Raw genomic sequence first — 18,281 nt, 5'->3', positions numbered from 1 at the left:
ATCCCCAAGAATTCGTTAATCGCACAAAAAAGCCCCGCCGAAGCGGGGCCTTGATTGCTCTGAAAAGATGCTCAGCTCAGCCGCCGGGCAACATCTTCGATGGCGCTGTCGATCTCGGCGCTGCGCTGCGTGGCATTGCCTTGCGCAGCCAGAAGTTCCGCCGCCGCAGCCACCGCAGCCCCCACGGCGCTGTTGCGAACCGCGCGCACAGCGTCATTTTCGGCGCTGGCAATCTGGTCCTGCGCGGCCTGAATCCGGCGCTCGATCGAGCGGGCCAGATCGGCGCGGGCCTTCTCGGCGCTGACCTCAGCTTCGCGCTTGGCATTGGCAACGATGGCGTCGGCCTGATCCTTCACCTCGCGCTGGCGGCGTTCATAGCTGGCATAAACCTCCTGCGCCTCTTCACGCAGCTTGCGGGCCTCGGCCAGATCGGCGCGGATCTGCTCGGCACGCTTGTCCAGCATCCCACCGATCAGCCCCGGAATTTTGTAATAAACCAAAATCCCGACGAACAGCAGGAAAGCCAGCAGCACGATGAAATCCGTGTTGCGCAGTGAGAAGAACGGGCCAGAGGCGGCAAAAGCCGGGCTGGCAGCCAAGGCCGCGATGATGGCAAGACGTTTCATCAGGCAGCCCCTTTCAGCTTGGCGTCCACGGCGGCATTGATTGCGCCCGCATCAGCCTGACCACCAAACGCGGCCAGAAGATCAGCGGTCACATCCTTGGCCACGGTTGCGGCATCGGCACGCGACGAGGCGCGAATATCCGCAATGCGCTTTTCCGATTCCAGCCCACGAGCGGCAATTTCAGCATCCGCCTTGGCAATCGCAGCATCCAGATCTTTCTGGATCGCGGCGCGGTTGGCCTCGACGATCTTGCCGGCCTCACTCCGGGCCTGCGTCAGCGCATCCTCATAGGCGGCCTCGGCCTCCTGCGCCTTGCGCTTGAATTCTTCGGCGGCCATCAGATCGCCCGTCACCGCCGCCTGACGATCAGAAATGACCGAGGCGATGCGCGGCAGCGCGATGCGTGACAGCACCCAGTAAAGCACCGCCAGCGTCACCAGAAGCCAGAAGATCTGGTTGCCGAACGTGCTGAAATCAAGCTGCGGCATCCCGGTCGAGCTTTCCGCAGCAGCAGCGGCCCCGTGGGCCACCTCCACCGTGCCATGCGCCGCTTCCGGCACAACTACGGTGTTTTCTTCAATGGTTTCGACCACGACAGGCGCGGTCTGCTGCAACAGGCTGAACATTTCCTTACCCCTTGGCCTTTCAGGTCACGAAGGGGTGAGGGGTTGCCCCTCACCCCGCCGCAAGGATGGGGTGGATCAGACTGCGAACATCAGCAGAAGCGCGACGAGGAACGCGAAGATCCCCAGAGCTTCCGCGAAGGCCATGCCGATGAACAGCGTGGCGGTTTGCGAGCCGGCAGCCGACGGATTGCGCAGAGCGCCCGCCAGGAAGTTCGAGGCCACGTTGCCCACACCGACAGCGGCGATGCCGGAACCGATAGCAGCCAGACCAGCACCCAGATACTGACCGAGTTCAGCGATATTCCCTTCCATGGTGTATTCTCCTTGCGGTTGGAAGTGGTGAATTGAGGTATCCCGAGCAGCCGCCTTAGTGCGACGGATGCAGCGCGTCTTTCAGATAGACGCAGGTCAGGATGGTAAACACATAGGCTTGGATAAAGCCGACGAGGATTTCCAGGCCATACATGGCGGTGACGGCCAGAATGGAGACCGGCGCGACAGCGGCAATGGCGGCAAAACCCGCGAAAACCTTGATAACGGCGTGGCCTGCGGTCATGTTGCCAGCAAGACGAATGGAGTGGCTGACCGGACGCACGAAATAGCTGATGACCTCGATCACGGCCAGAACCGGGCGGATGGCCAGCGGCGCAGACTTGACCCAGAACAGCTCAAGGAAATGCGCGCCATTCTTGACAAAGCCGATCACCGTCACGCTGATGAACACCCCGAACGCCAGAACCGCCGTCACCGCGATATGCGAAGTGGTGGTGAAGGATTTTGGCAGCAGACCCAGTATGTTCGAGAAAACGATGAACATGAACAGCGTCATGATATAGGGAAAATAGCGCAGCGCGTCCTTGCCCGCGACATCCTCGACCATCTTGTGAACCAGACCATAGGCCAGTTCCGCGATGGACTGAACGCGGCCCGGAATGATCGCGCGGCCACGGGTGCCAAGCGCCATCAGCGCGGTGATCGCGGCAAGTGCAATGAACATCCACAGCGTCACATTGGTCGGCGTCCACCAGTTGACCGGGCCATCCCCGAACAGCGGCTTGACCAGAAACTGATCCATCGGATGAAAGACCAAACCTTCGCTATGCGCGTCACCAGCCACTGTCAGCCCCTTTCCTGCCGGGCGCCGATGCGCCCATATCCTTACCGGGCAGTGCCCGAAACCTTATTCACAGCCCCTGCGAGCCGCAGCTTGCGCCTTGCCCTCAGCGGTCTTTCCGATTTCTGCGGCGGTGCGCAGCATCGTTTTGACCCCGGCCACAAAGCCAAGCAGAACGAAGATGACCAGAAAGACCGGCATCGTGCCAAGCCATCTGTCCAGCCCATAACCGATCAGCAACCCAATGCCCAACCCGGCTACCAGCTCTGTCACCATCCGCCAGGCCTGATTAGCCTGATGAAAGTCTTTGACCGGCTTGGCAGGTTCAGCGGCCCGTTTGGCCTGCGCCAGTTTTTCCTCAAGCGAGCGCAGCCTGTCGGCATCGCGCTGGCGGTCGGTTTCACTGGTCTCGGCCAAGGTCACACCCGCGTTATCGGTCCGGGCTGTGATAGGGTCAGGATAGCCCCGAGTCAAGCAATGGATTGGCCACCCCAAGCTGTTGTTTTCATGTGGAGATAGTAAAATCAGCTTTTGACTTGTGGTAGGCAGCAGCACGGGGCATTATTCAACCGTTTCGTTGACCATTCCGGCCCACAGCATGAGCAATCCCCCGTCCGCGCAGCTTGACCGCATCTTTGCCGCCCTGGCAGACCCGACCCGGCGCGCGATCCTGACCATGCTGCTGGAGGATGACATGGCCGTCAGCGATGTCGCCGCCCCCTTTGGGATCAGCCTTGCCGCAGTATCCAAACATCTGGTGGTTCTGGCCGCAGCCGGGCTCATCGCACAAGAGCGCCGGGGCCGTATCAACTGGTGCAAGCTGGACCCGGACGGGATGCGGGCGGCCTCGGTCTGGATGCAAGGTTTCGGGCAGTTCGATCCGGTCGATCTGGATGATTTTGAACGATTTCTGGCGGTTGAGTTAGAAAGCGACCAAAGCGTTCTTGAGTTAGCGCCTGACGGCGCTGGTGCCTCCGGCGGGGATATTTAGGTGAAGAAGAAAGGCGCCGCCGCTATCTGAGCCAAAGGTTAAGTTCGATAATCAGGGCCGAAATCCCAAGAAACAGCGATACGACCAGCAGACCACACAGCCAGATGCGAGGGTCGTTCAGGCGGCCATAGCTTTCAATATGGTCTTTGCATGTCGTCCATAAGATCACCTTGAAACGCTGCACCAGCGGGCGCAACGTCTTATGTTCTTCGGGATCGGTCATGGCCAGCGGTAGGAGCTGGGTTCCGGCGCGGCGCGTGGCGGTGCCGGCGGCGCGAAGATTTCCACCAGCAGCGGGTGGCAGGACGCCGCATCCGAACTGTGCTGGTCGCCGCAATCGCCACCGGGACAAGCTGACAGCCCGCCGATCAGGTCGATTTCCGCGTAAAACTCGATATAATCGCCGGGGCGAACCGGGCTGGCCTTCATAAAATAGCGCATCCGTGGCCCGGTAAAGCCGGTCAGCATAAAGACATTCAGCACGTCATGGACCAGCGGTTCAGCATCCTGCACTGGCAGGCCGAGATGCGCCGCCAGCGCATTGGTCAGGTTGGAATGGCAGCAGTGGTGATAATCACCTCCCGACAGCAGCCGATGCGTATAGGGATCACAGCGGGTGCCGATGACGTCATGCACGGCACCGCCGTCACCATCGCGCCCATACCAGCGCAGCGTGTCGGCGGTGATCGTCGCCATCGGGCGCAGCCACGGCAGCCGCGACCACAGCCGGTCGCCCACCGTGACATGGGTGCCGTGAATGGCGCGGGTCTTACCAGAAAAGAAATGCTCGGCAGGGTCGGCAGCGGACCAGAGGTTCAGATCCCCTACCTGCGGACCGTCAATGCAGGTGATCCGAAAGAAGCTGCCCTGCGGCACGTCGAAACAGCGACCTTCCCGTGCCGGAACGACGATTTCAGCCGTCTTTTCGGCCGCTTGCCGCGCAACATCCAGAATGGGAAGATCAGGCGGCGGCAGCGTTGCCGGATCATAGGTCAGCACGACCCGCGACGCCCGACGGGCGGCGGCATCAGCAGGAATACGGGTGACGGCACTGGACATGGGCGCATGTTGCGCCGCCTGCCCTGCCCCGTCAACATAAATGAACGGCCCAATCAGGCCGCGTAAGGCACCTCGTCACGCGCAGCGACCGGGGCCTCATAGTCGTAATAGCCATACATCTGTTCAAGCACGGCGCGGGCGCGGCGGGCTTTCTCAGCGGCTTTGGCCTTTTGAATGTCGTTCGTCATTGGGCGAATCCTTGTTCGAATCGCCTCCCTCGGCGTGGTATTTAGCGCAGGTTGTCCAGAAGCAGTATTGCTATTGTGGCATAGCCGGTCTGCAAATGAAAACGGCGCGGATCATCCCGCGCCGTGCAGAGAATGTCAAACAGATCAGACGATCCGTTCCACCATCATATGCTTGATCGAGGCAATTGCCTTGGCTGGGTTCAGCCCTTTGGGGCAAGTGTTGGTGCAGTTCATAATCGTATGGCAACGATACAGTTTGAACGGATCTTCCAGATCGTCCAGACGCTCGCCCGTGGCCTCATCACGACTGTCAATGATCCAGCGATAGGCGTGCAGCAGCGCGGCCGGGCCAAGATACTTATCGCCGTTCCACCAATAGGACGGGCAAGAGGTCGAGCAGGAAGCGCAAAGAATGCACTCATACAAGCCGTCCAGCTTTTTGCGATCCTCGATCGACTGGCGCCATTCCTTGTTCGGCGTCGGAGATTTGGTGATCAGATAGGGGTTCACGCTGGCGTGCTGCGCATAGAAATGCGTCAGGTCCGGCACCAGATCCTTGACCACCGCCATATGCGGCAGCGGATAGATTTTCACATCCCCCGCCACTTCGTCGATGCCATAGATACATGCCAGATGGTTGCCACCGTCGATATTCATGGCGCAGGAACCACAGATCCCTTCGCGGCAGGAGCGGCGGAAGGACAGCGTGGGGTCGATCTCGTTCTTGATCTTGATGAGCGCGTCCAGAATCATCGGGCCGCATTTGTCCAGATCGACGAAATAAGTGTCCAGACGCGGATTCTCGCCCGTCGCCGGATCATAGCGATAGATCTTGAACGTCTTGATATTGGTTGCCCCTTCGGGCTTGGGCCAGGTCTTGCCGACCCGGATCTGGCTGTTCTTCGGAAGGGTGAGTTGAACCATGATCTATCCTTTCCAACCCGGCTGGTCGGCAAGCGACCGTGTGGGCATCTGCCCCGAACGGCGCATCACGCAATTGGTAAACACCTCGGCCGGATCGCGGCCAAAGATGTAATCGGACGAGACGGACATCTCGACCCGTCCGTAAGGGGAAATCCCGTGGCGGCTGCCACCTGCGCCAATGGCGACCGATCCGCGCGGGCCTTTGGCACTGCGCGCATCATCCAGACAGGACCGTTCGGCCTGTTCCACCGTGACCGGGCCGCAGGCCGTAACGGCCAGCGCCCCGATCAGGGCCAAGGGCGCAAGCCTGCGCATCAGGCGGTCGCCGCAACCCGTGCGATGCACTGGGTCGTCGCCGGGCGCTTGACGATACCGGCCACCGCATCGGCGGCCCCTGCCTTGCCTTGCAGCCCGGCCAGATCGGCCAGTTCCGCCAGCGAGGCATTGGACACCACGCAATCCGTATAGGGCTGCGTGTTCACACCGGGCAGGCGCGCAGCCATTTCGGTGTTGATAACATTGCGCGCGGTGGCGCGAGCCGCCGCCGTCAGCCCGGTTGCGGGCGTAGCGGTCGGCGTGGGCGCAGTCGGTGTGGTGGTCGCAACGGGAACAACACAGCCTGACAGCGCAGTCATGGCGGCGGCTGCCGCAATCAAGGAAAGACGCATCAGTAAACCCTTTTCTTAGGCGCGATCTTTTTCAGCTCGATCCCGCCTTCCTCGGTGCTGGTCAGCGGATCAAGGTGAACGGGCCGGTAATACAGTTTAACATCCGGGCCATCGACCTTCGCAAGAGAGTGCTTGCGCCAATTGGCATCATCCCGCTCGGGCCAGTCCTCATGCGCATGGGCGCCGCGGCTTTCCTTGCGCGCCTCGGCGGCAACGATGGTGGCCATGGCGTTGGGCATCAGGTTGGTCAGCTCCAGCGCTTCCATCAGATCGGTGTTCCAGATCAGACCGCGATCGGTGACGTGCAGATCGTCCAGCTTGGCGGCGATAGATTTCATCTTGTCCACGCCCTCAGCCAGCGTCTTGTCGGTGCGGAACACCGCCGCATCGGCCTGCATGGTGCGCTGCATTTCCAGCCGCAGTTCCGCGACCGGCGTGCCGCCGCTGGCGTTGCGGATGCTGTCGAAACGGTCGAGGATCTTCGCCACCGCAGCCGTATTCGTCGCCGGCACCGGGGTGTCAGCCTCGACGACCTCGCCAGCGCGGATCGCAGCGGCGCGACCGAACACCACAAGGTCAATCAGCGAGTTCGAGCCAAGCCTGTTCGCACCATGAACCGAAGCACAGCCAGCCTCGCCCACAGCCATCAGGCCAGGGAAGATACGGTCCGGGTTTTCATCCGTCGGATCAAGGACTTCGCCCCAATAGTTCGTGGGGATGCCACCCATGTTGTAATGCACCGTCGGCAAAATCGGGATCGGTTCCTTGGTCACATCGACGCCTGCGAAAATCTTGGCCGATTCGCTGATCCCCGGCAGACGTTCTGCCAGCGCCTCGGGCGGCAGGTGTTGCAGGTTCAGGAACATGTGATCCTTGTCAGGACCGACGCCACGGCCTTCGCGGATCTCGATGGTGATGCAGCGCGAGACCACATCGCGGCTGGCCAGATCCTTATAGGTCGGCGCATAGCGTTCCATGAACCGCTCGCCCTCGCTGTTGGTCAGATAGCCGCCCTCGCCCCGTGCGCCTTCGGTAATCAGGCAGCCCGAGCCATAAATCCCGGTCGGGTGGAACTGCACGAACTCCATATCTTGCAGCGGCAGACCGGCGCGGGCGACCATGCCGCCACCGTCGCCAGTGCAGGTATGGGCCGAGGTCGCGCTGAAATAGGCGCGGCCATAACCGCCGGTCGCCAGCACCACCATTTTCGCGTTGAACACATGAATCGTGCCGTCGTCCAGTTTCCAGCAGACAACGCCAGTGCATTTGCCGTCGGTAACGATCAGGTCCAGCGCGAAATATTCGATGAAGAACTCAGCATTGTTCTTCAGCGACTGACCATAGAGCGTGTGCAGGATCGCGTGGCCGGTGCGGTCGGCAGCGGCGCAGGTGCGCTGCACCGGGGGGCCTTCGCCAAACTCGGTCGTGTGGCCGCCGAAGGGGCGCTGATAGATCTTGCCTTCCTCGGTCCGGCTGAACGGCACGCCGTAATGTTCCAGCTCATAGACCGCCTTGGGGGCCTCACGCGCCAGATATTCCATCGCGTCGGTGTCGCCCAGCCAGTCGCTGCCCTTCACCGTGTCATACATATGCCATTGCCAATGGTCCGGCCCCATGTTGCCAAGGCTGGCAGCAATGCCGCCCTGCGCCGCAACGGTATGGGAACGGGTCGGGAAAACCTTGGTCACGCAGGCCGTGCGCAGCCCTTGCTCGGCCATACCCAGCGTCGCCCGCAGGCCAGAGCCACCAGCGCCCACAACGACCACATCATAATCATGCGTTGTGTAATCGTAATCAGCCATGACGCCCTCAGACCAGAACCGTGGCCAGCGACATCCGCGCCAGCGCAAAAAGACCGCAGGCGATCAGCGCCCACCCGAAAATATCCGCGACGATCAGGCCGACCTTGCGGGCGGTGCCGCGGAAATAGTCGTCGATCATGATTCGCGTGCCGCGCATGAAATGGATCATGCCAACGGCCAGAAACAGCCCGGTCACGATGGCCGGGTAAGGTTTCGAGAAATACAGCAGCACTTCCGGGCGCGGCAGCGCGATGGCACGGCCCGCAACCAGCAGAAAAGCCGGGGTCAGGATCGCCAGCGCCACGGCGCTGACGGTCATAAACCAGTGATGTTCGGTCCCGGTATGGGACGCGCCCAGTCCCGAAGCAGCCTTGCGCGGGGTGATGTAACGCATCTTGCCCTCTCCCTCAGCCGAAATAATAGAAAATCATGGTCAGCAGGGTCAGCACGACCGAAGCCGCGATAACGCCGATGGCCATTTTATGCGCCGTGTCGATCTCCAGCCCGTGCCCCGCATCATAGATCAGGTGGCGGATGCCGGCGGCAAAGTGATACCACAGCGACCAGACCGAGCCCCAGATCACCAGAAAGCCGAACCAGCTATGCACGACAGCATCGGCACAGGCGAAAGCCCGGTCGGACGTTGCAGCCGCCACCAGCCACCACACGAACAGAACCACGCCCGCCAGCAAAGCATGGCCGGTGGCGCGGGTCAGAATCGAGGTGATGGCCGTCAGCGGCAGCCGATAGACTTGAAGATGCGGTGACAGCGGACGATTGCCGCGATTCACGTCAGCCATAAGGCTCTCTCCCTTCGGATCGTGGCCCAGACCGCTTGGCTATCGTGAAAGCTGGCGCGGCGGGCTGGCTGGATTTGCGTTCTGACTTGCACCATTTTCACGGGCTTGTCACGGGTTCAGCAATCAATTGCTGTGAATTTTATCTATTTTTCAGGATTTGTGATCACATGGTCAGACTTGTGATCACGATTAGCGGGCAACAGTTTTTTATGAGGAAAAGAGTCACAAACAATGCGGGGGCGCTGCCCCCGCACCCCCGGGATATTTCCGTGAAGAAGAAAGATCAGACCGGCATCAAGGCCCAGTAGTCCAGATCCAGCAGCACATCGGGCGCGTATTTGCCATCCTGACCGCGCAGGGGGAACGCGCCGCTGTCGCCCTTGGTCGCCACCAGCCGCAGCCGGATCGCACCGACGCCAGGCGCATCGGTTTCGGCCTTGTCCAGCACCTCGGACCACGCCCGCACGGTATCACCAGCGAAACAGGGATTGGCATGGGCGCCGCCGTTCAGCGCCACGATCATCTGCGCATTCGCCAGCCCGTTGAAGGACAAGGCCCGCGCCATGCTGATAATATGGCCGCCATAGATCAGCCGCAGCCCGTCCTCGCGGTTGGTGGCGTCGAAATGCACCTTGGCGGTGTTCTGCCACAGGCGCGTGGCCAGCATATGCTCGGCTTCCTCGATGGTCACGCCGTCCACATGGTCGATCTTTTCTCCGATCGCGTAATCGCCCCAGCGATGCGGTTCGCCCGCCAGATCAAAGTCATAGCCCAAGAAGTTCAGCCCCTCGGGAACGATCAGATCGGCCGCATCCACCACGGCGGGCAGATCCGGCACCACGGTTTCCGGCGCAGGCGCGGCCTCATCGCGTTTGCGCACCATGACCCAGCGCACATATTCCAGCACGACATCGCCGGTCTGGTTCAGCCCGCGGGTGCGCACATAAACCACCCCGGATTTGCCGTTGCTGTTCTGTTTCAGCCCGATCACTTCGGATTCGGACCGCAGCGTATCGCCCGGCCAGACCGGGGCCAGCCAGCGCCCCTGCGCATAGCCAAGGTTCGCCACCGCGTTCAGGCTGACATCCGGCACGGTCTTGCCGAACACGATATGGAAGGCGATCAGATCGTCCATCGGGCTGCCGTCCAGCCCGCAATCAGCGGCGAATTCGTCGCTGGAATAGAGCGCATGCCGTGCCGGATACAGCGCATGATACAGTGCGCGTTCGCCCTCGGCCACGGTGCGCGGCACGGCATGGCGGATCACCTGACCGATGCGGTAATCCTCGAAAAAGCGGCCCGGATTGGTTTTGCTCATTGCTCGCCCAGTTTCATGTCGGGATGGTATTCGACAGCGACGGTTTTGGTGACGGCCTGCCCCATGCGCATCACGCCCTTGACCGGATCATGCGCCATGGTCGGGCTGCCGTGCAGCGCCCAACCCTTTGACAAGGCTTCGGAAACACGGTGGCAAAAGCGTGAGGTGTCATCTTCGGTGATGCAGCGGTAAAGCGTGGTCATGTCATGCTCCGAACGGGTTATAGCCAAGCCATTTGTGGATCATCGCCACCACGCCAAAGACGATCACGCCGCCAATGAGCGCCATGATTTCCTTGCGCGGGTTCAGTGGCCCCTGCGGCGGTGTCCAGCGTTCTGCGCGGTTAATCAGCACGATTTCCGCCAGCGCCCACAGGGTCAGCCCGCCGAACAGGATCAACGAGGGCAGATCGCCATTCACCAGCAGATGCCCCGCCGACCACAGGATAAAGCCGGTCAGCATCGGGTGGCGCAGCTTGCGGGTGATTGCGGTTTTCATTCCGGCGGCTGCGAACAGGTAGAACCCGGCCAGCACCATCAGGTTATTGATCCCTTTCAGGGCTGCCGTCGGCCCCCACCATATATCTCCGTCGGCTGAGCGATAGCCCCAGATCATCAGCAGCACCGCGATAATCAGCGCCGCCGTCACCATCGGCCGCTCGGACCCGCCAAGCGATTTGTGGAACCCCGGAACGACTCGCTTGGCCAGATGTGCGGCAGACCATAAGGCCACGCCTAAAATCAGGAAAAACATGGCTTATCCTTTCATTGCCGCAATGGCTGCGGCCTTGTCCAGAGTGGCTTTCGCCGTCACGATATGCAGATTTTCGACAATTTTGCCATCCACGACCGCCACGCCCTTACCTTCCGCCTGCGCGGCGTCGAAGGCCTCGATCTGGCGGCGGGCAAGGTCGATTTCCGCATCCGAGGGCGCAAAGGCCGCGTTGGCGATGTCAAGCTGCGCCGGATGGATCAGCGTCTTGCCATCGAAGCCCATGTCGCGGCCCTGTTCACATTCCGCACGCAACCCGTCCTCGTCCTTGAAGGCGTTGAACACCCCGTCCACGATCACCTTGCCATGCGCCTTGGCGGCCAGCAGGCACAGCCCCAGTCCGGTCAGCATCGGCAGACGGTCGGGGCGAAAGCGGCTATTGATATCCTTGGCCAGATCATTGGTGCCCATGACCATGCCCTGCAAACGCGGATGGGCGGCAATCGCGGCGGCATTCAGCATCGCCAGCGGCGTTTCCATCATCGCCCAAAGCGGCGTGTCGGGGATAATCGCCGCCACCGCATCCAGATCGGCGGGGCTGTTCACCTTGGGGATCAGAACCGCATCCGCCCCGCTGGCAAAGGCTGCGGCATCCGCCCTGCCCCATTCTGTGTCCAGCGCATTGATCCGCACGATCCGCGACCGCCCGCCATAATCCTGCGCCAGCGCGTCTTTCAGCGCCGCACGGGCGGCCGTCTTTTCGGTCGGCGCGACAGCATCTTCAAGGTCAAAGATAATGGCATCCGCCGCCAGAGCGCGGGCCTTTTCCATCGCACGGGCATTGGCTGCCGGGATATACAGAACGGAACGATAGGGCTTGGTCATGTCTCGCCTCGCAATAATCTTGCGCGAGACTGCCGCAGCCCGAACGAAACGGCAAGTGGAAATGCCGCGCCGCAGCGTCAGAAGGCGGCCCAGATCAGGCGGAGCGAGACCAGCAGCAAGGCCCAGGTGATGAACAGGTAAAAGCCGCGCTCGGATATGCGCCGCACCGCCCAGACGCCGATGCCGACGCCCGCAGCGGCGATGGGGAACAGGCTGGCCGACAGCCACAGGTTATCAACTGACAGCATCCCCAGTGCCGCATAGGGGATCAGCTTGACCGCATTGGTGATCGCAAAAAACACCGTCACTGTGGCGGCATAAGCCTCGCGCCCCAGCCGCAAAGGCTGCACATAGACCTGATAGGGTGCCGCCCCCGAATGACTGACAAAGCTGGTATATCCGGCCAGCCCGCCCCAGATCGTTCCCGGCAGCCAGCGCGCGGGGCGCGGCGCTGCATCGGGCGGCGGCGGGCGCAGCAACGACCACAGCGCAAAGCCCAGCCCGATGACCCCGACCAGCCCGCCGACCGCATCCGGCGACACCAGCGAGGCCGTGGCCCATCCCAGCGCCACCCCCGCCAGCATCCCCGGTGTCAGCCGCAAAATCACCCGCGCATCGAACTGGCGACGATAGGCCAGCAGCCCGAACAGATCCGACAGCACATAAACCGGCAGCAGCAACGCCGCCGCCAGCACCGGATTGATCGCCAGCGCCGCCAGCGGCACCGCCAGCACGCCGATCATGGACAGCCCGCCCTTGGACAGACCGACAAGAAAGGCGGCCAGCGCCATCAGTGCCCAGATTTGCGGCTCCATTCGTTCATCCCGTGCAAGGTTAGCGCAAACCCTGCCTGTAACGCCTTGCGCGGCGGGCTGCAAAGGCTTACCCCTGCCGCCAAGCTGATAAACCTTTAGGAGGATATGATGGCTCGACCCAAGATTGCACTGATCGGTGCCGGTCAGATTGGTGGCACGTTGGCGCATCTGGCGGCGATGAAGGAACTGGGCGATGTGGTCCTGTTCGACATTGCCGAAGGCACCCCGCAGGGCAAGGCGCTGGATATTGCCGAATCCGGCCCGTCCGAAGGGTTCGACGCCCGCCTGAAAGGCACCAATGATTACGCCGACATCGCCGGCGCGGATGTGTGCATCGTCACCGCAGGCGTGCCGCGCAAGCCGGGCATGTCGCGCGACGACCTGCTGGGCATCAACCTCAAGGTGATGAAATCGGTCGGCGAGGGCATCGCCAAGCACGCGCCGAACGCCTTTGTGATCTGCATCACCAACCCGCTGGACGCGATGGTCTGGGCGCTGCAACAGTTCAGCGGCCTGCCCGCGAACAAGGTCGTCGGCATGGCCGGTGTGCTGGATTCGGCGCGCTTCCGTCACTTCCTGTCGCTGGAATTCGGCGTCTCGATGAAGGACGTCACCGCCTTCGTGCTGGGCGGCCATGGCGACACGATGGTGCCGCTGGCCCGTTATTCCACCGTCGCCGGTATCCCGCTGCCGGATCTGGTCAAGATGGGCTGGACCACGCAAGAGAAACTGGACGCCATCGTGCAGCGCACCCGTGACGGCGGGGCGGAAATCGTTGGCCTGCTGAAAACCGGCAGCGCTTTCTATGCGCCCGCAACCTCGGCCATCGAAATGGCGGAAGCCTATCTGAAAGACCAAAAGCGCGTCCTGCCCTGCGCGGCCTATGTGGACGGCGCCTATGGCCTGAACGGTCTCTATGTCGGCGTGCCGACCGTGATCGGCGCGAAAGGCATCGAAAAAGTCATCGAGATCGAGATGAACAGCGACGAAAACGCCATGTTCCAGAAATCGGTGGATGCGGTGAAGGGTCTGGTCGAAGCCTGCAAAGGCATCGACGGCTCGCTGGCCTGATCTTTGGCTGACCGTGACACGAACCCCCGGCCTCTGTGCCGGGGGTTTTCTTTTGCAATCAAAGGGTGTGTTATGAAGCTCTTTTCCGTCCCTGCCGCCCTGCTCACGGCGGCGTTCAGCCTGCCGGTGCTGGCGCAGGCCCCCGATCTGGCACAAACCGCAGGGCGGTTGCGGGACGGCGCGGAAAGCGCCCGCGACGCGGCACAACGGATCAACGACGGCGCCGACCGAATCGAGGCTATTTCCGACGACATCGCGGCACTGGCTGGGCTGGAGGCGCCCGCCGAAGACGCCCTCGCCGCCAGCAGCCGCGCATTGGAACAGGCCAGTAATGAGATTTCTGTCGCAGTCGGCAGCATCTATGGCATAGTTGATCAAGTTTACGCGGTGCGGATGAAGCTGGCACCCGAGCCTGCCGAACCTGAACCCGAGGCCGAACCTGAGCCTGCCCCGGAAACATCTGCCGAAACCGCCACGCCCACCGGCCCCGCGCCCGATCTGGCTCTGTCGCGCAGCATTGGCCGCGATGGCATCACAGGGGTGCAGGCACGGCTGGCCGCCTTGGCGGACCCCAGTCCCGAGGAACGCTTTGCACTGGCCGGGCTGACCTTCCTGCAAGCGGTCGAGGGCACACTTCAGACGCGCTGGCGCGTGGGCCTGTCGCATGATCTTGCCGACCTGCCCTTGCTGCGGCTGCCGTTGCCCTCCAACCCCGCCGCTGAACCCGTCACCCCCGGCATCATCCGCGACATCATGGCCGCTATTCCGCCGCAGATGCAGCAAGCCCGCGCGCCCCTGGCCGGGCTGGGCAGCGATTTCGGGCTGGACATCGACTTTGCCGACCTCTGGTTCGACATCAACGCCAATGGCAGCCGCGACAGCGGCGAGGATCTGGCGCAGATCGCGGGCCAGATGTTCGGTGTCGGCCCCGAAGCCCACGATGGCGATACGACCCTGCCGGTGATGCGCTTCGATCTGGCGGATGCCGCCTGGCTGTCGGCCTATACGCATCTTCTGTCCGGAAGCGCGCAGGTGGTGCTGACCTATGACCCGACCGATTCCATCGCCCGCGTGATGGAGACCCGCGCAGCCTTTGCCGCGCTGCCGCCCGGAAATGACGGTCTGGCCAGTATTGTCGATGACCTGTGGATCGACACAGCGGCAGCGGTGCTGTTCAGCCTGCGCAGCCAGCCCGATACCGCGCAGGCTCAGGCCGCCCATGCCAGCTTTCTGGCGATGATCGCGGATAACCGCATTTTCTGGCAACGCGTCGCGGCGGAAACCGACAACACCCGCGAATGGATTCCCAACGACAGCCAGCAAAGCGCCACCGGCGTAGCCCTGCCGCCTGAAACCGGCACGGCATGGCTGGCGGTGCTGGATGAGGTCGAGGCGATCCTGAAGGGCGAGTTGCTGATCCCCTATTGGCGCAGCGGCGGCGGTCTCAATATCGGCCGGATGTTCACGGACCCCCGCCCCATTGATCTGATCGACTGGATTCAGGGTGCCGGGGCGCTGCCCTATATAGAAACCGGCCCGCTGGCCGACGGCAATGCGCTGAACCAGTTCAACACCCTGCTGATGGGCGATGGTGTGTTCGCTGCGCTCTGGCTGAACTGAACCGTCCCCGCACAAGCGGGGCCATATCCGACGGTCGCACGGCGCCGTGACCTTGATCCACTGACGGCGCTAACGGCGATCTGGCTGCCCTATCAGCACCACAAGGCGACGAAAGACAGATTACGCCCGGTTGTGATCACAGCCCGAAATTGCGTGATCACAAACGGAAAAAACTTACAGATTTTTCACCAATTCTGCGGAAAACGGTCGAAATCCGTTTTCCAATATGTCACAAATCGGCAACCGCATTTGCAACCGGAGGATTGTGATGAACATCCACGAATATCAGGCCAAGGCGCTACTGAAAGAATACGGCGCCCCCGTCAGCGAAGGCCGCGCGATTCTGAACCCCTCGGCATCGGAAGTGACCGCCAAGGCCAAAGAATTGGGCGGTCCGCTTTGGGTGGTGAAATCCCAGATTCACGCTGGCGGCCGCGGCAAGGGCAAGTTCAAAGAGGCCGAAGCCGGTGAAAAAGGCGGCGTCCGTCTGGCCAAGTCGATTGATGAGGTCGTCGAGAATGTCACCCAGATGTTCGGCAAGACGCTGGTCACGCATCAGACCGGCCCGGTCGGCAAACAGGTCAACCGCATCTACCTTGAGGACGGTTCCGATATTGCCCGCGAACTGTATCTGGCGCTGCTGGTGGATCGTGGCACCTCGCGCGTGTCCTTTGTCGCCTCGACCGAAGGCGGCATGGACATCGAGGAGGTCGCGGCCTCGGCCCCGGAAAAGATCGTCAGCTTCAGCGTCGATCCGGCAACCAGCCTGCAGCCGTTCCACATCCGCAAGCTGACGCAGGCTTATGGCTTCGACAAGAACCAGTCCAAGCAGATGGCCACGCTGGCCGCCAACCTGTTCCGGGCCTTTGTCGAAAAAGACATGGAAATGCTGGAAATCAACCCGCTGATCGTGACCGAACAGGGCGATCTGAAGGTGCTGGATGCCAAGGTTGGTTTTGATAACAACGCGCTGTATCGCCACCCCGACATTCTGGAACTGCGCGACACCACCGAGGAAGACCCGAAAGAGCTGGAAGCCTCGAAATACGACCTGAACTATATCGCGCTGGATGGCGAGATCGGCTGCATGGTCAACGGCGCGGGTCTGGCGATGGCGACCATGGACATCATCAAGCTCTATGGTGCCGAGCCGGCGAACTTCCTTGACGTTGGCGGCGGCGCCACCAAGGAAAAAGTGACCGAGGCGTTCAAGATCATCACCTCTGATCCGAACGTCAAAGGCATTCTGGTCAACATCTTTGGCGGCATCATGCGCTGCGACATCATCGCGGAAGGCATTATCGCCGCCGTGAAGGAAGTCGGGCTGGCGGTTCCGCTGGTCGTCCGTCTGGAAGGCACGAATGTCGAACTTGGCAAAAAGATCATTGCCGAATCCGGCCTGAACGTGATCGCCGCCGACGACCTGCGCGACGGTGCCGAAAAAATCGTCAAGGCGGTGAAGGGGTGAAAACGCTCCTCCTCTTGATCGGAACGCTCGCTCTGGTCGGCTGCACGGAAACCGTGACCCCGGCGGGGGTAACGGCTGTCTCGGCAACGGATCTCAAACCCGTAGCCTATGATGAGGTTGCCGAAGCCCGCCTGCTGACCAACGCCTGTGTCCGCGCCGAAATGCAGGGCGCTGGAACGCTCGCGTCGTTGACCCAACAGGGTTACAGCTACGCCGAGACATGGAGCGATGCGAGCTATGTCAAGATGGGGCTGCCGGGCAAAGGGCTTGCCCGCGTGCATCGTATGGCAGTTAATAAGCAAAACGACCGGCTGAACTGCACCATTCAGGTTATGCCCTATACCCATGGCGCTGCCGTTCTGGCCGTTGCGACGGACGAATTGCAGCGCCAAGGCTGGAGCAAGGTTCCCACGGAACGCGGTCGGGCTGACTGGTTCCGAAAAGACGGGCAAACGCTCTCGGTCTCAGGCTGGGTTCCCGGCCAAAACCGGCACCTCATTACAGGCGCAGAAGTCATCATCTCTCGCATCACGAAATGAGCCAGCCCCGCAAGGGGCAGGCAGGACGCTAAATTCAAGGAAAAGCCAACATGGCCATTCTCGTCGATAAGAATACCAAAGTCATCTGCCAGGGGATCACCGGATCTCAAGGCACCTTCCACACCGAACAGGCGATTGCCTATGGCACCCAGATGGTCGGTGGTGTCACGCCGGGCAAGGGTGGCTCGTCGCACCTGAATCTGCCGGTTTTCGACAGCGTTCACGAGGCCGTCGCCAAAACCGGCGCGAATGCCAGCGTGATCTATGTCCCGCCCCCCTTCGCCGCCGATTCCATCCTTGAGGCCATCGACGCCGAGGTGCCGCTGATCGTCTGCATCACCGAAGGCATCCCGGTTCTGGACATGATGGCGGTGAAACGCGCGCTGATCGGGTCGAAATCGCGCCTGATCGGGCCGAACTGCCCTGGCATCATGACCCCGGACGAATGCAAGATCGGCATTATGCCCGGTTCCATCTTCAAGCGCGGCCGCATCGGCGTGGTCTCGCGCTCCGGCACGCTGACCTATGAGGCGGTGAAGCAGACCTCGGACGTGGGGCTGGGTCAGTCCTCGGCCGTCGGCATCGGTGGCGACCCGATCAAGGGCATGGAACATATCGACGTGCTGGATATGTTCCTGTCCGACGACGAAACCGACGCCATTATCATGATCGGTGAAATCGGCGGTTCCGCCGAAGAAGAAGCCGCGCAATTCCTCAAGGACGAAGCCGCACGGGGCCGCAAAAAGCCGGTTGCCGGCTTCATCGCGGGTCGCACCGCACCTCCGGGCCGCCGCATGGGCCACGCCGGTGCAATCGTATCCGGCGGCAAAGGCGACGCGGAATCCAAGATCGAGGCGATGAAATCCGCCGGGATCGTGGTTGCCGACAGCCCCGCCGGCCTTGGCGAAGCCGTGCTGAAAGCCATGGGCAAGTGATTTGAAATCCCGTGGCCCCTGACTACATTAGGGGCCACGGATACCGCTGAGGGAGGGGACATGGCAGCAGGATCAACAGCCAGGGATCGGAGGCAGGCCCGCATCGGCCTGCGTCCCGTCT

The 18,281-nt window shown here is 61.8% G+C and carries 25 protein-coding genes; 6 read left to right on the top strand and 19 right to left on the bottom strand.

The window, feature by feature from the left end:
- Positions 1-71 precede the first annotated feature (71 nt).
- The 5 genes from Q4G24_RS08730 to Q4G24_RS08710 form a co-directional block, all read right to left on the bottom strand.
- Positions 72-626 carry a F0F1 ATP synthase subunit B gene (locus Q4G24_RS08730; RefSeq protein ID WP_303366134.1) on the bottom strand — a complete coding sequence of 185 codons (555 nt, stop codon included), beginning with the start codon at positions 624-626 and terminating at the stop codon, positions 72-74.
- Positions 626-1,252, bottom strand: a complete 627-nt coding sequence (locus Q4G24_RS08725) for a F0F1 ATP synthase subunit B' (protein ID WP_303366133.1) — start codon at positions 1,250-1,252, stop codon at positions 626-628. Before Q4G24_RS08725 ends, Q4G24_RS08730 begins: the two co-directional genes overlap by 1 nt.
- Positions 1,253-1,327: 75 nt before the next feature.
- A complete protein-coding gene (locus Q4G24_RS08720) occupies positions 1,328-1,564 on the bottom strand; it encodes a F0F1 ATP synthase subunit C (protein WP_303366132.1) in 237 nt (78 codons plus the stop codon).
- A 55-nt stretch (positions 1,565-1,619) separates the two neighbouring features.
- A complete protein-coding gene (locus tag Q4G24_RS08715; protein ID WP_303366210.1) occupies positions 1,620-2,327 on the bottom strand; it encodes a F0F1 ATP synthase subunit A in 708 nt (235 codons plus the stop codon).
- Between the two features lie 105 nt (positions 2,328-2,432).
- On the bottom strand, positions 2,433-2,783 hold the full coding sequence (locus tag Q4G24_RS08710; RefSeq protein WP_303366131.1) for an AtpZ/AtpI family protein: 351 nt from the start codon (positions 2,781-2,783) through the stop codon (positions 2,433-2,435).
- A 181-nt stretch (positions 2,784-2,964) separates the two neighbouring features.
- On the opposite strand from Q4G24_RS08710, the gene Q4G24_RS08705 reads away from it, so the two are divergent.
- Positions 2,965-3,357, top strand: coding sequence for a helix-turn-helix transcriptional regulator (locus tag Q4G24_RS08705; protein ID WP_303366130.1), 393 nt, complete (start codon positions 2,965-2,967; stop codon positions 3,355-3,357).
- A gap of 22 nt (positions 3,358-3,379) precedes the next feature.
- On the opposite strand, the gene Q4G24_RS08700 is transcribed toward Q4G24_RS08705, so the two are convergent.
- The 14 genes from Q4G24_RS08700 to Q4G24_RS08635 all read right to left on the bottom strand — a co-directional run bounded on the left by Q4G24_RS08700 (position 3,380) and on the right by Q4G24_RS08635 (position 12,527).
- Entirely contained in the window at positions 3,380-3,580 is a 201-nt protein-coding gene (locus Q4G24_RS08700) for a hypothetical protein (RefSeq protein ID WP_303366129.1), read from the bottom strand.
- Positions 3,577-4,416 carry a DUF1989 domain-containing protein gene (locus Q4G24_RS08695; RefSeq protein ID WP_303366128.1) on the bottom strand — a complete coding sequence of 280 codons (840 nt, stop codon included), beginning with the start codon at positions 4,414-4,416 and terminating at the stop codon, positions 3,577-3,579. The genes Q4G24_RS08700 and Q4G24_RS08695 overlap by 4 nt, the downstream gene beginning before the upstream one ends.
- Positions 4,417-4,469: 53 nt before the next feature.
- Positions 4,470-4,604, bottom strand: a complete 135-nt coding sequence (locus Q4G24_RS08690; RefSeq protein ID WP_303366127.1) for a hypothetical protein — start codon at positions 4,602-4,604, stop codon at positions 4,470-4,472.
- A 144-nt stretch (positions 4,605-4,748) separates the two neighbouring features.
- On the bottom strand, positions 4,749-5,528 hold the full coding sequence (locus Q4G24_RS08685) for a succinate dehydrogenase iron-sulfur subunit (RefSeq protein WP_303366126.1): 780 nt from the start codon (positions 5,526-5,528) through the stop codon (positions 4,749-4,751).
- Between the two features lie 3 nt (positions 5,529-5,531).
- Positions 5,532-5,843 (bottom strand): hypothetical protein, encoded by a 312-nt coding sequence (locus Q4G24_RS08680; RefSeq protein WP_303366125.1) that lies wholly within the window; start codon positions 5,841-5,843, stop codon positions 5,532-5,534.
- Positions 5,843-6,196 (bottom strand): hypothetical protein, encoded by a 354-nt coding sequence (locus Q4G24_RS08675; protein WP_303366124.1) that lies wholly within the window; start codon positions 6,194-6,196, stop codon positions 5,843-5,845. The genes Q4G24_RS08680 and Q4G24_RS08675 overlap by 1 nt, the downstream gene beginning before the upstream one ends.
- Positions 6,196-7,998 carry a succinate dehydrogenase flavoprotein subunit gene (gene sdhA, locus Q4G24_RS08670; protein WP_303366123.1) on the bottom strand — a complete coding sequence of 601 codons (1,803 nt, stop codon included), beginning with the start codon at positions 7,996-7,998 and terminating at the stop codon, positions 6,196-6,198. Before sdhA ends, Q4G24_RS08675 begins: the two co-directional genes overlap by 1 nt.
- A 7-nt stretch (positions 7,999-8,005) precedes the next feature.
- A complete protein-coding gene (locus Q4G24_RS08665) occupies positions 8,006-8,392 on the bottom strand; it encodes a succinate dehydrogenase, hydrophobic membrane anchor protein (protein ID WP_303366122.1) in 387 nt (128 codons plus the stop codon).
- Positions 8,393-8,405: 13 nt separating this feature from the next.
- Positions 8,406-8,798 carry a succinate dehydrogenase, cytochrome b556 subunit gene (sdhC, locus tag Q4G24_RS08660; RefSeq protein ID WP_303366121.1) on the bottom strand — a complete coding sequence of 131 codons (393 nt, stop codon included), beginning with the start codon at positions 8,796-8,798 and terminating at the stop codon, positions 8,406-8,408.
- Positions 8,799-9,081: 283 nt separating this feature from the next.
- On the bottom strand, positions 9,082-10,116 hold the full coding sequence (locus Q4G24_RS08655; protein ID WP_303366120.1) for a MaoC family dehydratase: 1,035 nt from the start codon (positions 10,114-10,116) through the stop codon (positions 9,082-9,084).
- Complete coding sequence (locus Q4G24_RS08650) at positions 10,113-10,319, bottom strand: DUF1737 domain-containing protein (RefSeq protein ID WP_303366119.1); 207 nt, start codon at positions 10,317-10,319, stop codon at positions 10,113-10,115. The genes Q4G24_RS08655 and Q4G24_RS08650 overlap by 4 nt, the downstream gene beginning before the upstream one ends.
- A gap of 1 nt (position 10,320) precedes the next feature.
- Positions 10,321-10,869, bottom strand: a complete 549-nt coding sequence (locus tag Q4G24_RS08645) for an NnrU family protein (RefSeq protein WP_303366118.1) — start codon at positions 10,867-10,869, stop codon at positions 10,321-10,323.
- 3 nt (positions 10,870-10,872) lie between these two features.
- Positions 10,873-11,712: a CoA ester lyase gene (locus Q4G24_RS08640; RefSeq protein WP_303366117.1), complete on the bottom strand. Its 840-nt coding sequence runs from the start codon at positions 11,710-11,712 to the stop codon at positions 10,873-10,875.
- A 77-nt stretch (positions 11,713-11,789) separates the two neighbouring features.
- Positions 11,790-12,527, bottom strand: a complete 738-nt coding sequence (locus tag Q4G24_RS08635) for a sulfite exporter TauE/SafE family protein (protein ID WP_303366116.1) — start codon at positions 12,525-12,527, stop codon at positions 11,790-11,792.
- Between the two features lie 108 nt (positions 12,528-12,635).
- Here Q4G24_RS08635 and mdh point away from each other — a divergent pair, with 108 nt between their 5' ends.
- The 5 genes from mdh (at position 12,636) to sucD (ending at position 18,160) form a co-directional block, all read left to right on the top strand.
- The gene (gene mdh / locus Q4G24_RS08630) at positions 12,636-13,598 is read left to right on the top strand and encodes a malate dehydrogenase (RefSeq protein WP_303366115.1); all 963 of its coding nucleotides are present in this window, start codon (positions 12,636-12,638) and stop codon (positions 13,596-13,598) included.
- 72 nt (positions 13,599-13,670) lie between these two features.
- Positions 13,671-15,218 carry a hypothetical protein gene (locus tag Q4G24_RS08625; protein ID WP_303366114.1) on the top strand — a complete coding sequence of 516 codons (1,548 nt, stop codon included), beginning with the start codon at positions 13,671-13,673 and terminating at the stop codon, positions 15,216-15,218.
- A gap of 268 nt (positions 15,219-15,486) precedes the next feature.
- On the top strand, positions 15,487-16,686 hold the full coding sequence (gene sucC, locus Q4G24_RS08620) for an ADP-forming succinate--CoA ligase subunit beta (RefSeq protein ID WP_303366113.1): 1,200 nt from the start codon (positions 15,487-15,489) through the stop codon (positions 16,684-16,686).
- Complete coding sequence (locus tag Q4G24_RS08615) at positions 16,683-17,225, top strand: hypothetical protein (protein ID WP_303366112.1); 543 nt, start codon at positions 16,683-16,685, stop codon at positions 17,223-17,225. Before sucC ends, Q4G24_RS08615 begins: the two co-directional genes overlap by 4 nt.
- A gap of 50 nt (positions 17,226-17,275) precedes the next feature.
- Entirely contained in the window at positions 17,276-18,160 is an 885-nt protein-coding gene (sucD, locus tag Q4G24_RS08610) for a succinate--CoA ligase subunit alpha (protein WP_303366111.1), read from the top strand.
- The last annotated feature ends 121 nt before the right edge of the window (positions 18,161-18,281 follow it).

It is taken from the genome of Paracoccus sp. (in: a-proteobacteria) (assembly GCF_030538695.1).
Classification (GTDB): domain Bacteria; phylum Pseudomonadota; class Alphaproteobacteria; order Rhodobacterales; family Rhodobacteraceae; genus Paracoccus.
The sequence above is the reverse complement of the archived record's forward strand: the minus strand, read 5'-3'. Positions and strand labels throughout refer to the sequence as shown.

Coding starts and splice junctions, on each gene's coding strand:
- mdh (WP_303366115.1), top strand. CDS start 12,636: ATGGCTCGACCCAAGATTGCACTGATCGGTGCCGGTCAGATTGGTGGC.
- Q4G24_RS08640 (WP_303366117.1), bottom strand. CDS start 11,712: ATGACCAAGCCCTATCGTTCCGTTCTGTATATCCCGGCAGCCAATGCC.
- Q4G24_RS08695 (WP_303366128.1), bottom strand. CDS start 4,416: ATGTCCAGTGCCGTCACCCGTATTCCTGCTGATGCCGCCGCCCGTCGG.
- Q4G24_RS08625 (WP_303366114.1), top strand. CDS start 13,671: ATGAAGCTCTTTTCCGTCCCTGCCGCCCTGCTCACGGCGGCGTTCAGC.
- sdhC (WP_303366121.1), bottom strand. CDS start 8,798: ATGGCTGACGTGAATCGCGGCAATCGTCCGCTGTCACCGCATCTTCAA.
- Q4G24_RS08655 (WP_303366120.1), bottom strand. CDS start 10,116: ATGAGCAAAACCAATCCGGGCCGCTTTTTCGAGGATTACCGCATCGGT.
- Q4G24_RS08685 (WP_303366126.1), bottom strand. CDS start 5,528: ATGGTTCAACTCACCCTTCCGAAGAACAGCCAGATCCGGGTCGGCAAG.
- Q4G24_RS08645 (WP_303366118.1), bottom strand. CDS start 10,869: ATGTTTTTCCTGATTTTAGGCGTGGCCTTATGGTCTGCCGCACATCTG.
- Q4G24_RS08730 (WP_303366134.1), bottom strand. CDS start 626: ATGAAACGTCTTGCCATCATCGCGGCCTTGGCTGCCAGCCCGGCTTTT.
- Q4G24_RS08665 (WP_303366122.1), bottom strand. CDS start 8,392: ATGCGTTACATCACCCCGCGCAAGGCTGCTTCGGGACTGGGCGCGTCC.
- Q4G24_RS08705 (WP_303366130.1), top strand. CDS start 2,965: ATGAGCAATCCCCCGTCCGCGCAGCTTGACCGCATCTTTGCCGCCCTG.
- sdhA (WP_303366123.1), bottom strand. CDS start 7,998: ATGGCTGATTACGATTACACAACGCATGATTATGATGTGGTCGTTGTG.
- Q4G24_RS08680 (WP_303366125.1), bottom strand. CDS start 5,843: ATGCGCAGGCTTGCGCCCTTGGCCCTGATCGGGGCGCTGGCCGTTACG.
- Q4G24_RS08650 (WP_303366119.1), bottom strand. CDS start 10,319: ATGACCACGCTTTACCGCTGCATCACCGAAGATGACACCTCACGCTTT.
- Q4G24_RS08700 (WP_303366129.1), bottom strand. CDS start 3,580: ATGACCGATCCCGAAGAACATAAGACGTTGCGCCCGCTGGTGCAGCGT.
- Q4G24_RS08635 (WP_303366116.1), bottom strand. CDS start 12,527: ATGGAGCCGCAAATCTGGGCACTGATGGCGCTGGCCGCCTTTCTTGTC.
- Q4G24_RS08720 (WP_303366132.1), bottom strand. CDS start 1,564: ATGGAAGGGAATATCGCTGAACTCGGTCAGTATCTGGGTGCTGGTCTG.
- Q4G24_RS08690 (WP_303366127.1), bottom strand. CDS start 4,604: ATGACGAACGACATTCAAAAGGCCAAAGCCGCTGAGAAAGCCCGCCGC.
- Q4G24_RS08725 (WP_303366133.1), bottom strand. CDS start 1,252: ATGTTCAGCCTGTTGCAGCAGACCGCGCCTGTCGTGGTCGAAACCATT.
- sucD (WP_303366111.1), top strand. CDS start 17,276: ATGGCCATTCTCGTCGATAAGAATACCAAAGTCATCTGCCAGGGGATC.
- Q4G24_RS08675 (WP_303366124.1), bottom strand. CDS start 6,196: ATGCGTCTTTCCTTGATTGCGGCAGCCGCCGCCATGACTGCGCTGTCA.
- sucC (WP_303366113.1), top strand. CDS start 15,487: ATGAACATCCACGAATATCAGGCCAAGGCGCTACTGAAAGAATACGGC.
- Q4G24_RS08715 (WP_303366210.1), bottom strand. CDS start 2,327: ATGGATCAGTTTCTGGTCAAGCCGCTGTTCGGGGATGGCCCGGTCAAC.